Raw genomic sequence first — 14,503 nt, 5'->3', positions numbered from 1 at the left:
GTTCTGATAAACAACCAACCAACCAACCAACCAACTATAAATTATGAATCCATTATCAATTGAAAAACGTAATCTCGTTTTGCGCTCCATGGCAAAGCTGGTCGAGCAGGAGCGGAATCAAATCATTCTCAATAATCAGGAGGATTTATTGGCTTATGATGGCTCAGATTTAGCAATGGAAGAACGCTTAAAAGTAGATGGTAAAAAGGTAGATGAGATGATTTTATCATTGAATCAATTGGCTTCACAAGAAGATCCTGTTGGAGTAGAGCGTTTTCATTTTGTTCATGATAATGGAATAAAAGTCATTAATAAAACAGCTGCATTTGGTACGATTTTAATTATTTACGAATCGCGCCCCGATGTTACGATTGAAGCGGGCGGAATCGCTTTTAAATCTGGAAATAAGATTTTATTAAAAGGAGGAAAAGAAGCTTTACAATCGAATTTGAAAATTGTTGCTTTATGGCATCAGGCTTTGGAACAAAATGGAGTTTCAAAAGATTGGGTTGAATATCTAAATTACAATCGTACAGAAACTCAAGCTTTCTTAGAAAATCCAACTCAAAAAGTAGACTTAATAGTTCCGAGAGGAGGAGAAAAATTAATTGAGTTTGTCAAACAACATGCAACATGTCCGGTTATCGTTAGCGGGCGTGGAAACAATTTTGTTTATGTTCATGAAAATGCTGATACAGATTTGGCTTTAAAAGTAATTTTAAATGCCAAAACCTCCAAAATTTCAGCTTGTAATGCAGTTGATAAAGTTTTAATTGATTCGAAATTACCCAACTTTGAAGGTTTTACGGCAATGTTAATTGAAGCTTTAATTGAGTCAAAAGTTGAAGTTATAGTTGATAAATCATTGGAAAACTTCGAAAATACAGAGACCCTTCAAAATGAAGATATTTGGTATGAAGAATTTCTAGATTATAAAATCGTAATTGGAATAATTGAATCTGAAGAAAATGCAATTGAGAAAATAAATAAGTACTGCGGAGGACATTCGGCTGTAATTGTTACGAAAGATGATAAAGCAGCACAAAAATTCATGGAAGCAGTTGATGCTGCGGCCGTTTATCAAAATGCTTCTACACGTTTTACAGATGGAGGGCAATTTGGTTTAGGCGGAGAATTAGCGATAAGTACAGACAAATTGCATCAAAGAGGACCAATCGGATTGCAGCATTTGGTAACAAACAAATGGTACGTGTACGGAGAAGGGCAAGTTAGGTAATTTTAGATTTCTGTATTTGGATTATTGGAATTTGGAATTTAAATTTTGGATTTTAATTGAAGATTTAGCTTTGTGAACTTACCGTTTGTAAACACAAACAATATAAAAAAACCTTGCGCCCTTTGCGGTTAAAAATAATTAGATGAGCAAAAAAAGAATTTTATTAAAAATAGGAAGTAATACTTTAACCAAGGAAACAAACCATATTTCGCGGGGAAAGATTGAAGATATCGGTATGCAGATTGCCGCTTTAAACAAAGATTACGAATTTGTAATTGTGAGTTCCGGAGCAATCGCAGCCGCAAAACAGTTTGTAAAGTTAGAAAGCAAAGGCAAAGAAATTGCATTGAAACAAGCTTTGGCTTCTATAGGTCAACCCCATTTAATGCGGATTTTTCATGAAAATTTTAGTGATTTGGGCTTGTTGACCTCGCAATGTTTATTGTCTTATTCTGATTTTGAGAAAGAACAATCAAAAGTAAATATTGTCAATACGATTAATGTTTTGGTAGAGAATAATTACATTCCGATTATCAATGAAAACGACACCGTTGCCACAGATGAGATTCGGTTTGGAGATAATGATAAATTAGCAGCATTAACAGCAGTTCTTTTAAATGTTGATATTCTAATTATTGCAACTAATACGAATGGTATTTACACGAAAGATTCCATTCATGATGAAAATCCGGAAACCATTAAATTAGTAAATGATTTAAAGGTTTTAGAAAAAGAAATAGGAGAGTCAAAATCATCACACGGAACAGGAGGGATGCAATCAAAAATTGAAGCGGCCGGAATCGCAAAAGCAGCTAATATAGAAACCTGGATTGTCAACGGATTAAATGATAATTTTATTTTAAAAGCATTAAAGGATGAAATTTCTTTTACTAAAATAGCGTAAATGTTTATTTGTTTAATCGTTAATTCGGTTAATCGATTGATCAAATACACAGTTAAACAAATAAACTATTAAACAAAAAAGATATGAACTATATTTCAATTCAAGATATCAACTCATTATCAAAATGGGTAAAAAGCGCATTAAAAATTAAAAAGAATCCGCTTAAAAATCAAAGTTTAGGAAAGAATAAAACATTAGGAATGTTATTCTTTAATCCGAGTTTAAGAACGCGTTTGAGTACACAAAAAGCGGCTTTAAACTTAGGAATGAATGTTATGGTGATGAACTTTACCAATGAAGGTTGGACATTAGAGTTCGAAGACGGAGCTGTAATGAATTCGGGTGCTTCAGAACATATTAAAGAAGCGGCAGAAGTAGTTTCGCAATATTGCGATATTATTGCTATTCGTGCTTTTGCAGGTTTAGCAGATAAAGAAAAAGATTATGCTGAAACCGTAATTTCGGGATTCCAGAAACACGCTACGGTCCCAATTGTAAATATGGAAAGTGCTGTTCGTCATCCGCTTCAGTCTTTGGCTGATGCGATTACAATGGAAGAATATAAAACAAAACACAAACCTAAAGTAGTGCTTTCTTGGGCTCCACATCCAAAAGCGTTACCACAAGCAGTTGCCAATTCATTCGTAGAAATGATGCAAATGCAAAAAGATATGGATTTTGTAATCACACATCCGGAAGGTTACGAATTGAGTTCGGAAATTACAAAAGATTGCAAAATTGAATACGATCAAAACAGAGCGTTTGAAAATGCTGATTTTGTATACGTTAAAAACTGGAGTAACTTCAACGATTACGGAAAAGTAACCAATATAGACCCAAGCTGGACAGTTACTGCTGAAAAAATGGCTTTAACCAACAACGGAAAGTTCATGCACTGTCTTCCGGTTCGTCGTAACGTAATTGTAAGCGACGAAGTTATCGATAGCGAGAATTCAATCGTAATTCAGCAAGCGAATAACAGAACGTATTCAGCACAATTAGTTTTACAGAAGATTTTAAAGAAATTGTAATTTGAGGCGCAAAGTTTCAAAGTTGCAAAGGTTCAGAGATTTATAAACTGGATCTAAACTTTGTACCTTTGTTCCTCTGAACCTTTGAACCTCATGAAAAAAGTTACCGTAATAAAAATTGGTGGAAATGTAATCGACAATCCAACTGAATTAGAGCAATTCTTAACAGATTTTTCTAAAATCGAAGGACATAAAGTTTTGGTTCATGGCGGTGGAAAATCTGCTACTAAAATGGCGCAAAGTATTGGTTTGGTTCCGCAAATGATTGATGGACGCCGAATTACAGATGCTCCAATGCTTGATGTTGTAGTTATGATTTATGCAGGACAAATCAACAAACATATTGTGGCGCAATTACAGACAAAAGACAACAATGCAGTTGGTTTTTCCGGAGCTGACGGGAACTTAATTCAGTCTACAAAGAGAAATCATCCAACAATCGATTATGGTTTTGTAGGCGATGTAAAGCAAGTAAATACAACTTTATTAAAAATATTGCTTGAAAACGGAATTGTTCCTGTTTTCTGCGCGATTACACACGATAAAAACGGTCAGTTACTAAACACAAATGCCGATACCATTGCAAGCGAACTGTCAATTGCATTATCTAAAGTTTTTGATGTAACGTTAACTTACTGTTTTGAAAAACAAGGCGTTTTACAAGATTCAGAAGATGATGCTTCTGTAATTACAGAAATCAACGAAGCTTTATACCACAAGTTAAAAGAAGAAAAAGTAATCCACTCGGGTATGATTCCAAAATTGGATAATTGCTTCAACAGTTTATCAAGAGGTGTTCAGAAAATCAAAATCGGGCATCACAAGATGTTGCAAAATCCTGATGTTTTGCATACTACAATTACGTTATAAAATGCTGCCACGAATTACACGAATTTCCACGAATTAAAATTTAAAAAAAATTAGCGAAAATTTGTGTAAACTCGTGGCAAAAAAAACACAATTGCCCAAGCCATTTTAAATATTAATTTAAGAAATTTGCGCAAATTAAAGTTGTCACAATATTGATCAAACAAATCAATTAAAAACTTTGTGACTTTGAGCCTTCGTGGCAGAGAAACTACACTTATGAAGAATATAGAAACGCTTACCAAAGAAGCCATACAACTATTAAGAAACCTAATTGAAACCCCTTCATTTTCAAGTGAAGAAGATCAAACGGCACTTTTAATTGAAAATTGGTTCAATCAAAATGAAATTCCTTTTAAAAGAGAAAATAACAATGTGTGGGCATTCAATAAGTATTTCGACGAAAATAAACCGACACTTTTACTGAATTCTCACCATGATACGGTTAAACCAAATCAGGCTTATACTAACGATCCGTTTAAAGCAATTGAAAAAGACGGAAAATTATTTGGCTTAGGAAGTAATGATGCCGGAGGCTGTCTGGTTTCGCTTTTGGCAACTTTTGTTCATTTTTATGAGAATCAAAACTTGTCACATAATTTAGTAATTGTGGCTTCCGCCGAAGAAGAAAGCAGCGGAAAAAACGGTTTAAACAGTGTTTTAAAGCATTTACCGGAATTAGATTGTGCTATTGTAGGCGAGCCAACATTAATGCAATTGGCGGTTGCTGAAAAAGGTTTATTGGTTTTAGATGTAAAAGTGAAAGGAACTGCAAGCCACGCTGCACATCAAAACGATGATAATGCATTATACAAATCAATTCCGGTAATGGAATGGTTTAAAAACTATAAATTCGATAAAATCTCCGATGTTTTAGGTCCTGTAAAAATGACTGTAACGCAAATAAACGCCGGAAAACAGCATAATGTTGTCCCATCAGAATGTGATTTGGTTGTCGATATTCGTGTAACTGACCGTTATTCAAATATAGAGATTTTAGAAGTTGTAAAAGCTAATGTAAATGCCGAAGTAACACCAAGATCAATGCATTTAAATGCATCGTCTATTCCAATTGCACACGGTTTGGTTCAGGCCGGAATCGCATTAGGAAGAACAACTTACGGATCACCAACACTTTCAGATCAATCGGTTTTGAGCTGTCAGTCTTTAAAATTAGGACCAGGCGAAACACTGCGGTCACATTCAGCAGACGAATTTATTTTTGTAAATGAAATTGAAGAAGGAGTTGAGTTGTATATTAAAATACTAAGCGATTTCTTTAAATTATAAGAAAAGAAAAAAAAATCACCTATGAAACTTTGGGAAAAAGGAATACCAACAGACAAACAAATCGAACATTTCACCGTTGGAAACGATCGTGAATTAGATTTAGTTTTGGCAAAATACGATGCTTTAGGTTCAATTGCACACGCCAAAATGCTGGGTCAAATTGGTTTATTAACTGCGGAAGAAACAACTTCTTTGGTTGATGCATTAAACGATATCATTGCAGATATTGTGGTTGGAAATTTCGAAATTGAAGACAGTTTTGAAGATGTACATTCTAAAATCGAATATTTATTGACAGTAAAACTAGGCGATGCCGGAAAGAAAATCCACACGGCCCGTTCTCGTAACGATCAGGTTTTAGTTGATGTTCATTTGTATTTAAAAGATGAATTGAAAGCAATAAAAGAACAGGTAAAAACATTGTTTGATTTGTTAATGGAATCCGCAGAGAAACATCAAAATGTATTATTGCCAGGTTATACGCATTTGCAAATTGCGATGCCATCGTCATTCGGAATGTGGTTTTCTGCTTACGCTGAAAGTTTAATTGATGATATTACCATGTTAAACGCAGCTTCAAAAGTGGTTGATCAGAATCCACTAGGATCTGCTGCAGGTTATGGAAGTTCATTCCCAATCAACAGAACATTTACAACACAGGAATTAGGTTTTGAAACGTTAAAGTTCAATGCCGTTGCCGCACAAATGAGCCGTGGAAAAGCAGAGAAAACCGTTGCTTTTGCCATGAGCAGCGTTGCCGCAACTTTATCAAAATTTGCAATGGACGTTTGTCTATATATGAGTCAGAATTTTGATTTCATCAGTTTGCCGGCGCATCTTACAACAGGTTCAAGCATTATGCCTCACAAGAAAAATCCGGATGTATTTGAATTGATAAGAGGAAAATGTAATAAGATTCAGGCGCTTCCATACGAAATCACTTTAATTACGAATAATTTGCCAAGTGGTTATCACAGAGATTTACAGCTTTTAAAAGAAGGTTTGTTTCCTGCACTTCAAAATTTAAAAGCATGCTTGGATATTGCGATTTTCTCTGTTAAAGATATTACCGTAAAAGACAATATTTTAAAAGATAAAAAATACGATTATTTGTTTACTGTAGATACTTTAAACGAAATGGTTGTGGCTGGAATACCATTTAGAGACGCTTACAAAGCTGTTGCAGAACAATTGGAAGCAGGGACGTATCAATCTCCAAAAGAAACAAAGCATACACACGAAGGCAGTATCAATAATCTGTGTTTAGATGCGATTAAAAATAAAATGAAAGCAGCTTTTTAAAAAAGTTATGCTTTTCAATAAGAAACCGATTTGTAGTTATGTACAAATCGGTTTTTTTGTAGAATTATATTTTTAAGAAAGATTTTATGTATTAAAAAATAAGCTTTAGTCAATCAAAAAAAGACTATTTTTGATTGCTATTTATAAAACAAAACATGAATAAATTTGATGACAAGGCGACGCAATCGCTTCTAAATAAGAATCTAATTACTGAGAATCAATATCAGGAAATTAAAGCTTATCGAAATCTGAATATTTTCTCATTAAATGCAGAATTGAAACTTTTTCTGTATTTATCTGTTTTACTTTTTACTTCCGGAATCGGGATTTTAATTTATGAAAACATTGATACAATTGGGCATGTTGCGCTTCTTTCGATATTACTGATTGTAATCATTGTCTGTTTCTATTATTGTTTTAAAAATTCCAAAGGATTTCAGAAAACAGAAACTGTCTTTGAGAGCCCATTTTTAGAATATTTGGTTTTAGCGGCCAATATTTTGATCTGTATTTTTATTGGTTATCTGCAATTTCAGTACAAACCTTTTGGAACGCATTATGATCTGGCAACTTTAATTCCAACTATAGTAAGTTTCTTTTGTGCCTATTATTTTGATAATAAAAGCGTTTTAACTATCGCAATCACGGGTTTAGCTGCTTATATCGGGCTTTCTGTCACACCTCAGGATTTACTGCATAATGATTTTTATTCGAATGAAACGCTTAGCTATTCTGCTATCATACTGGGAGGTTTACTTATTTTATGGACAATATACAGTTCCAGAACAAATTTAAAAACACATTTTAATTTCGTCTATCTCACTTTTGCTTTGCATTTAATAAGCATAGCATCAATTAGTAATTTGACAGATTCCGATTATGATGGTATTTGGTTGCTTTTTGGATTGGTTTTAGCTGCTTCATCCTATTATTTTTATAAAGTGAGTCATGAAATTAAGTCAATGTCCTTGTATGTTTTTATGATTGTTTACGCTTATATTGGTTTAAATATATTCTTCTTTCGAATTTTAGATTTAATAGACTTCTCTGATATTTGGGAATTGTTTGTTTTTATGCTCCCGGTCTATTTCATTGGCTCGATAGTACTATTTATTAAATTAATTAAAAACTTCCATAAAGAAATAACCGAATGATAGCACATGATAAACAATTACTAGACGATTTGGCTTTATTGGAGGAGGCAAATTCTTTGCAAAATGCTGGTTTTATTAGTAAAGAGCAAAAAGACTTAATTAAAAAGCAATTGCCAGATTTTAAGAACCAAAAGAATATTCTGGTACGATTAGGATTTTTTCTGTTAGGATCATTTTTATACGGATCGATATGTGGAGCGATTTCGATAGTTGGAATGGCGGGTGAAGAATCTTATTTCAAAATCTGTTGCTATATTTTTGCTGGAATTGGTTTTGCCGGAGCAGAATTTTTAGCTAATCAAAAATATTACGGACATGGTCTGGATGATTCTTTTATTTTGGGAGCTATTTTAAATGTTGGATTTGCAATCGGAATTACAACTGATGGATACGAATTGATAATTGCTGTTTTTATGGCAATTGCAGCATTTGTAATGTACAGACGATACTTGCATTTGCCTTCCTTATTAGTTTTTTGTTTAGCAAGTTCGGCAGTTTTATTCTATGGGTTATTTGAATTTGGCGAAATAGGAAAAACAATTTTGCCTTTTGCAGCGATGTTATTTGCAGCGGGATTTTACTTCTCTACTAAGAAATCAATCCATAGTCTTACAGAAAGCTATTATTACAAAGGCCTTTTGTTAGCTAATAGTTTCTGTTTAGTTCTGTTCTATGTTTCATGCAATTATTTGGTTGTGAGAGAACTTTCTGTAATGTTTTTAGAAAATGAAGTTCTCCCGGGAAAAGACATTCCTTTTGCGTATTTCTTTTATACTTTTACACTGGTTGTTCCGATTGTTTATTTAGTACAAGCGTTGAAAACAAAAGACAGAATAATGCTTTGGATAAGTTTCTTAGTAATTGGTTTTTCAATTTGTACCATCCGATTTTATCATTCCGTTTTACCAATTGAAGTAGCACTAACACTGGGCGGAGTAGTGTTATTCGCAATAGCTTATTTCTCCATAAAGAAATTGAAAGAGAAGGAAAGCGGTTTGACTTTTAAACCAGACAGAATCAATAATTCAAACGCACTTTTAAACGCTGAAGCCCTAATTGTAGCATCAGCTTTCGGAATGAAACCGGCAGTAAAACCAAAAGATTCTCCAATGGAATTTGGAGGCGGAGGTTTTAGCGGGGGAGGCTCAGAAGGAAGTTTTTAAAAAGAATTGTCACAGATTAAAAAGATTAAAAATGATTTTTAATCTGTGACAAAAAAACTAAACTTTATTTTTCAATGCCTCTGCATCAATATCACTATGGGATACATCATAAATTGCTTTACCGTCTTTAATTAAGATAAGTTGTGGTGATTCATGATAAACACCAAACTTACTTGCAATTTCATTTGAAATATCGCGATGTTCAATTAAATCTAAAAAGAAAGCATCGACAGTTTCATCTAAATCATATTCTCTTTCAAATTGTTTTAAAGCAAAACGGCTAATGCTGCACCTTGTGCTATGCTTAAAAATTACAATAGGCTTAACACTAGACATGTTCTCTATATCATTTAACTGTGCTAAATTTGTTAGAGGAATCCAGTTTACATTGCTTTTTTGTGACTCAGAATTGTCTGAATTTCCGAAGATAGAATTTAAAAAACTCATATTTTGACTGCATTTATGACTTTTTGTCGTTAAAAAATAACAAAGAAGCTGTTTTTAATGACTTTTTGTCTGTATTTTTATAATGGAATATAATTTGAAAGTTCATTAGCAAAGTTACACCATTTAAAATGAAAAGCTTAATTCAATCAGCTCAAATTTTAATGGTATCGATTATTAAAATGAAGATCAAACCTTAATAATATTTACTATGAACATAAATAAATTTACAACTAAATCGCAGGAAGCTATTCAGCTTTCACAGCAATTGGCGCAACGATACGGACAGCAACAAATAGAAAACGAACACATTTTTAAAGCTATTTTTGAGGTAGATGAAAATGTAGCACCGTTTATATTAAAAAAACTAAACGTAAATGTGCCGTTGTTTTTACAAATATTAGATTCAACTATTCAGAGCTTTCCGAAGGTTTCTGGAGGCGATATTATGCTTTCGAGAGATGCTAATAAAGCTTTGAATGAAGCTGAAATTATTGCACAAAAAATGAACGACGAATACGTTTCGATAGAGCATTTAATTTTGGCCATTTTTGATTCAAAAAGTAAGGTTGCTCAAATTTTGAAAGATCAGGGTGTTACCGGAAAAGCTTTGAAAGCAACTATCGAAGAACTTAGAAAAGGTGAAAGAGTAACGTCAGCTTCAGCTGAAGAAACGTATAATGCCTTAAATAAATATGCTAAAAACTTAAACGAATTAGCAAGTACAGGAAAACTGGATCCGGTTATTGGTCGTGATGAAGAAATTCGTCGTGTATTGCAAATTTTGACCAGAAGAACCAAAAATAACCCAATGTTAGTGGGTGAACCTGGAGTTGGTAAAACCGCTATTGCAGAAGGCTTAGCACACAGAATTGTTGATGGCGACGTGCCTGAAAACTTAAAAGATAAAATCGTTTTCTCTTTAGATATGGGAGCCTTGATTGCAGGTGCAAAATATAAAGGGGAATTCGAAGAAAGATTAAAATCAGTAGTAAAAGAAGTTACCGCTGCCGAAGGTGATATCGTTTTGTTTATTGATGAGATTCATACCCTTGTTGGTGCGGGTGGAGGTGAAGGTGCAATGGATGCTGCTAATATCCTGAAACCAGCTTTGGCTCGCGGTGAATTAAGAGCGATTGGAGCAACAACTTTAGATGAATATCAAAAATATTTCGAAAAAGATAAAGCACTAGAGCGTCGTTTTCAAAAGGTTTTGGTAGATGAACCGGATACGGAAAGTGCAATCTCGATTTTACGTGGTATCAAAGAAAAATACGAAACACATCACAAAGTTCAAATTAAGGATGAGGCGATTATTGCTGCTGTCGAACTTTCACAACGATATATTACGAATCGTTTTTTACCGGATAAAGCGATCGATTTGATGGACGAAGCCGCTTCTAAATTGAGAATGGAAATAAATTCAAAACCAGAAGAGTTAGATGTTTTGGATCGTAAAATAATGCAGTTAGAAATCGAGATAGAAGCTATCAAACGCGAAAAAGAAGAAAGTAAACTGAAGATTTTAGGAATGGATTTGGCGAATCTCAAAGAAGAACGCAATGAAATCTATACCAAATGGAAATCGGAAAAAGATGTGGTTGACGGAATTCAATCTGTAAAACAAGAAATTGAAGACTTTAAATACGAAGCAGAACGTGCAGAACGTGATGGTGATTACGGAAAAGTAGCCGAAATTCGTTACGGAAAAATCAAAGAAGCACAAGAGCGTTTGGATGTTTTATTGAAACAATTACAGGAGTATCAATCGGGTAATTCTTTGATTAAAGAAGAAGTTACACGCGAAGATATAGCCGAAGTTGTAGCAAAATGGACTGGAATTCCAGTAATGAAAATGCTTCAGACTGAAAGAGAAAAGCTGCTTCATCTTGAAGAAGAATTGCACAGAAGAGTAGTAGGTCAGGAAGAAGCGATAGAAGCGGTGAGTGACGCCGTTCGTAGAAGCCGCGCCGGTTTGCAGGATATGAAAAAACCTGTTGGAACGTTCTTGTTTTTAGGAACAACCGGAGTAGGTAAAACAGAGTTGGCAAAAGCATTGGCCGAATATCTTTTTGATGACGAAAATGCGATGACACGTATCGATATGAGTGAATATCAGGAACGTCACAGTGTGAGCCGTTTGGTAGGTGCGCCTCCCGGATATGTAGGTTATGATGAGGGCGGTCAATTGACAGAAGCCGTTCGTAGAAAACCCTATTCTGTGATTTTGTTAGACGAAATAGAAAAAGCGCATCCGGATACTTTCAATATTTTGTTGCAGGTTTTAGATGAAGGTCGATTAACAGATAACAAAGGTCGTTTAGCGGATTTCAAAAACACGATTATCATCATGACTTCTAATATGGGTAGTCAGATTATACAAGAGAAATTTGAGAACTTAAAAGGAAGTGTTGAAGCCGCAACCGAAGCTGCAAAAGTGGAAGTTTTAGGATTATTGAAACAAACCGTACGTCCGGAATTTATAAATCGTATAGATGAAATCGTAATGTTTACGCCATTAACAGTTGATAATATCTCTAGAATTGTGAGTTTACAATTGAAGAGCGTTAGCAAGATGCTGGCTTTACAAGGTATTACAATGGATGCAACTCCAGAAGGAACCAAATATCTTTCAGATAAAGGCTATGATCCTGAGTTTGGTGCAAGACCGGTAAAACGTGTAATTCAGAGAGAAGTATTGAATCAATTGTCTAAAGAAATTCTGGCTGGAAATATTACAACAGACAGTATTATTTTAATTGATGCTTTCGACGGAAAATTGGTTTTCAGAAACCAAACACAGTCTGTAGAATAAATCTTTTAAAAAAAAAATAAAAACACCAGTTTTACCGCTGGTGTTTTTTTTGCAATAAAACTATACCCGTGAATAATGAAACTTTTTTTAAAATTCATATAAAATAATTGATTCAGTAAATTCTCAACTTTATGATACTTAAAAATCATTATATTTAATTAAATAAATAACTAAAAACCAATACTATGAACAATATTTTTAGAGGATTAATCGCAGGTTACGGAGCAAAAAAATTAGGCGGAGGATGTTTTGGAACAATCTTAGTTTTTGTAATTATCTGGGTTCTTTTAGGACAATGCAGCTAATTTTTTAGCAGAAAATTAAATCAAAAGTAGTAGATTCGCGCTACCAAATTAAAGGGAATCACAAATAAAAAACAATTAGAATGGCATCAGGTTTTTTCGTACTATTAGATGATATTGCAGCAATTATGGATGATGTTGCAGTAATGAGTAAAGTTGCAGCAAAAAAAACTGCAGGAATTTTAGGAGACGATTTAGCTGTTAATGCCGAAAAAGCTTCCGGTTTTGCTTCTTCAAGAGAACTTCCGGTATTATGGGCAATCAGTAAGGGATCATTGCTTAACAAAGTAATTATTTTACCAATTGCCTTTTTATTAAGTGCTTTTTTTCCAATTGCTATTATCGTTGTTTTGATTTTGGGTGGATTGTTCTTAGCCTATGAAGGAGCCGAAAAAATATACGAGTTTATCTTTCCGCATTCGCATGAAGAATCAGAAGGAATAACGGAAGAAACCTTTACTGAAGAACAAATTCTTGAAATGGAAAAAGGAAAAATAAAATCGGCAATCGTAACTGATTTTATTCTCTCTGTCGAAATCGTAATCATCGCTTTGAGTACGGTAGTTGGTAAACCTATTTCACAGCAAATCGTGGTAGTTTCTATCATTGCAGTCATTGCAACAATTGGCGTTTACGGAATTGTAGCGTTAATTGTCCGTATGGATGAAGCAGGTTATAAACTTATTAAGTTTAGTAAAAAAGAAAAAAGTGTCTCCAAATTTATTGGTAATATTTTGGTAAAAGCACTTCCATTAATTATAAAAAGTTTGACCGTTATTGGTACAATTGCTTTGTTATTAGTTGCCGGAGGTATTTTCGTGCATCATATTCCATTTTTTCATCATTTATCAACTAAAATCTACCTCCCTGACATTATAAAAGAATTTGTAGTGGGTCTGGCTTTAGGACTTGTAGTTTTAGTAATAGTAAATCTTGTAAAAAAGATACTTCCTAAAAAAGCTACTAAGGCGTAATCTAAGTCCTTTAAAAGATATTCAAAAGCACTGGTCGAAAGACTAGTGTTTTTTTTTTTTTTTTGAAGCAGAAAAATCAGTTTTCAAAACAATACCTGTCCCGCTATCCACTTGTATCTTTTTACCCGCTGAAAAAGCGGCTAAAAAGGATGCCGCTGCAAATGAAATTCACTGAACTCCGATAAAAATAAATGCTAAGTGAAGTAATCGGGGCTAGTATAAAATTCAATTTTCATAAGAAATAACGGTAGTTGCGTAATTTTTTTTCATCTGTCAAAGTGTTGATATGTAGTTGTTTGACGCACTCTGAAAAATATTTAACATTTAGCCAAAGCAACCAATGCAACGCATTCGCATCTTCATAGTAATTAACAATTAATTATTATTTTATATGAAAAGTTTTAGATTAAAATCAGCTTTAGTAGTATTATTTTTATCATTGGCAGTTATTTCATGCAACAACGACGATGATGAAGTAGAAACTCCTAACCCAGTAGCCAAAGCTGCATTTGTAACAGAGGTTAAAGGACCAGCAACCGGAAAAGTAAACGATGAGCTTAGTTATGAAGTAACTTTTGTGGTAGATAACGCTTGTGGAGAATTTGATAAAATTAGTGAAGTGACACTTGGTACAGTAAAAGGATTACAGATTGAAGCAAAATACCCTTCAGAAGTTTGTACACAACAAGTTCCAGCTCCTAAAAAGACGACTTACAAATTCAAGTCAGTTGCAAAAGGAACATTTGATATTAAGTTCAGAAAATCTGAAACTGAATTTATCACAACAAAAGTGGTTATTGATTAATACAGTTTTTAGGTCATAAATTTAGGTTAGAAAAAGATCATTTTGAGAAGTTATATACTTGATACAAAATGGTCTTTTTTTGAATTTAATTTACTAAAAATAATCCACCAAATGTAGAATACTGTTTGTGCTTAATTAGTAGAGTAGTGGATTGATCAATGTAACTTCTTTTAAAACTGTCATAAAGTAGAAGAAATTTATATTATTTATCTACT

At 33.6% G+C, this 14,503-nt stretch carries 12 protein-coding genes; 11 read left to right on the top strand and 1 reads right to left on the bottom strand.

Features of this window, described 5'->3' with window-relative positions; genetic code table 11:
- Positions 1–43 precede the first annotated feature (43 nt).
- From Q7C23_RS13675 to Q7C23_RS13640, 8 genes are all read left to right on the top strand, one after another.
- Positions 44–1,237 carry a glutamate-5-semialdehyde dehydrogenase gene (locus tag Q7C23_RS13675; RefSeq protein WP_375033051.1) on the top strand — a complete coding sequence of 398 codons (1,194 nt, stop codon included), beginning with the start codon at positions 44–46 and terminating at the stop codon, positions 1,235–1,237.
- Positions 1,238–1,379: 142 nt separating this feature from the next.
- Positions 1,380–2,141, top strand: coding sequence for a glutamate 5-kinase (proB, locus tag Q7C23_RS13670; protein ID WP_375033050.1), 762 nt, complete (start codon positions 1,380–1,382; stop codon positions 2,139–2,141).
- 83 nt (positions 2,142–2,224) lie between these two features.
- Positions 2,225–3,172 (top strand): N-acetylornithine carbamoyltransferase, encoded by a 948-nt coding sequence (locus tag Q7C23_RS13665; protein WP_375033049.1) that lies wholly within the window; start codon positions 2,225–2,227, stop codon positions 3,170–3,172.
- A gap of 93 nt (positions 3,173–3,265) precedes the next feature.
- On the top strand, positions 3,266–4,042 hold the full coding sequence (gene argB / locus Q7C23_RS13660; RefSeq protein ID WP_375033048.1) for an acetylglutamate kinase: 777 nt from the start codon (positions 3,266–3,268) through the stop codon (positions 4,040–4,042).
- Between the two features lie 216 nt (positions 4,043–4,258).
- A complete protein-coding gene (locus Q7C23_RS13655; protein ID WP_375033047.1) occupies positions 4,259–5,329 on the top strand; it encodes a M20 family metallo-hydrolase in 1,071 nt (356 codons plus the stop codon).
- A 21-nt stretch (positions 5,330–5,350) separates the two neighbouring features.
- Positions 5,351–6,631: an argininosuccinate lyase gene (gene argH, locus Q7C23_RS13650; protein ID WP_375033046.1), complete on the top strand. Its 1,281-nt coding sequence runs from the start codon at positions 5,351–5,353 to the stop codon at positions 6,629–6,631.
- Between the two features lie 155 nt (positions 6,632–6,786).
- Positions 6,787–7,785, top strand: coding sequence for a DUF2157 domain-containing protein (locus tag Q7C23_RS13645; protein WP_375033045.1), 999 nt, complete (start codon positions 6,787–6,789; stop codon positions 7,783–7,785).
- Complete coding sequence (locus tag Q7C23_RS13640; RefSeq protein WP_375033044.1) at positions 7,782–8,948, top strand: hypothetical protein; 1,167 nt, start codon at positions 7,782–7,784, stop codon at positions 8,946–8,948. Before Q7C23_RS13645 ends, Q7C23_RS13640 begins: the two co-directional genes overlap by 4 nt.
- 57 nt (positions 8,949–9,005) lie before the next feature.
- Here Q7C23_RS13640 and ytxJ read toward each other — a convergent pair whose 3' ends face one another.
- Positions 9,006–9,395: a bacillithiol system redox-active protein YtxJ gene (gene ytxJ, locus Q7C23_RS13635; RefSeq protein ID WP_375033043.1), complete on the bottom strand. Its 390-nt coding sequence runs from the start codon at positions 9,393–9,395 to the stop codon at positions 9,006–9,008.
- 208 nt (positions 9,396–9,603) lie between these two features.
- Here ytxJ and clpB point away from each other — a divergent pair, with 208 nt between their 5' ends.
- The 3 genes from clpB to Q7C23_RS13620 all read left to right on the top strand — a co-directional run bounded on the left by clpB (position 9,604) and on the right by Q7C23_RS13620 (position 14,288).
- On the top strand, positions 9,604–12,207 hold the full coding sequence (clpB, locus tag Q7C23_RS13630; protein WP_375033042.1) for an ATP-dependent chaperone ClpB: 2,604 nt from the start codon (positions 9,604–9,606) through the stop codon (positions 12,205–12,207).
- Between the two features lie 385 nt (positions 12,208–12,592).
- Complete coding sequence (locus Q7C23_RS13625) at positions 12,593–13,483, top strand: DUF808 domain-containing protein (RefSeq protein WP_375033041.1); 891 nt, start codon at positions 12,593–12,595, stop codon at positions 13,481–13,483.
- A 391-nt stretch (positions 13,484–13,874) separates the two neighbouring features.
- Positions 13,875–14,288 carry a hypothetical protein gene (locus Q7C23_RS13620; RefSeq protein ID WP_375033040.1) on the top strand — a complete coding sequence of 138 codons (414 nt, stop codon included), beginning with the start codon at positions 13,875–13,877 and terminating at the stop codon, positions 14,286–14,288.
- Positions 14,289–14,503 lie beyond the last annotated feature (215 nt).

The sequence above is a fragment of the Flavobacterium sp. LAR06 genome (genome assembly GCF_041946075.1).
Lineage (GTDB): Bacteria > Bacteroidota > Bacteroidia > Flavobacteriales > Flavobacteriaceae > Flavobacterium.
This window is presented reverse-complemented; position numbering and strand designations above follow the sequence as displayed.

Excerpts from the sequence above, each read along its gene's own strand:
- Q7C23_RS13655 (WP_375033047.1), top strand. The coding sequence starts at position 4,259 with ATGAAGAATATAGAAACGCTTACCAAAGAAGCCATACAACTATTAAGA.
- Q7C23_RS13645 (WP_375033045.1), top strand. The coding sequence starts at position 6,787 with ATGAATAAATTTGATGACAAGGCGACGCAATCGCTTCTAAATAAGAAT.
- Q7C23_RS13665 (WP_375033049.1), top strand. The coding sequence starts at position 2,225 with ATGAACTATATTTCAATTCAAGATATCAACTCATTATCAAAATGGGTA.
- Q7C23_RS13625 (WP_375033041.1), top strand. The coding sequence starts at position 12,593 with ATGGCATCAGGTTTTTTCGTACTATTAGATGATATTGCAGCAATTATG.
- Q7C23_RS13620 (WP_375033040.1), top strand. The coding sequence starts at position 13,875 with ATGAAAAGTTTTAGATTAAAATCAGCTTTAGTAGTATTATTTTTATCA.
- argH (WP_375033046.1), top strand. The coding sequence starts at position 5,351 with ATGAAACTTTGGGAAAAAGGAATACCAACAGACAAACAAATCGAACAT.
- clpB (WP_375033042.1), top strand. The coding sequence starts at position 9,604 with ATGAACATAAATAAATTTACAACTAAATCGCAGGAAGCTATTCAGCTT.
- ytxJ (WP_375033043.1), bottom strand. The coding sequence starts at position 9,395 with ATGAGTTTTTTAAATTCTATCTTCGGAAATTCAGACAATTCTGAGTCA.
- argB (WP_375033048.1), top strand. The coding sequence starts at position 3,266 with ATGAAAAAAGTTACCGTAATAAAAATTGGTGGAAATGTAATCGACAAT.
- Q7C23_RS13640 (WP_375033044.1), top strand. The coding sequence starts at position 7,782 with ATGATAGCACATGATAAACAATTACTAGACGATTTGGCTTTATTGGAG.
- Q7C23_RS13675 (WP_375033051.1), top strand. The coding sequence starts at position 44 with ATGAATCCATTATCAATTGAAAAACGTAATCTCGTTTTGCGCTCCATG.
- proB (WP_375033050.1), top strand. The coding sequence starts at position 1,380 with ATGAGCAAAAAAAGAATTTTATTAAAAATAGGAAGTAATACTTTAACC.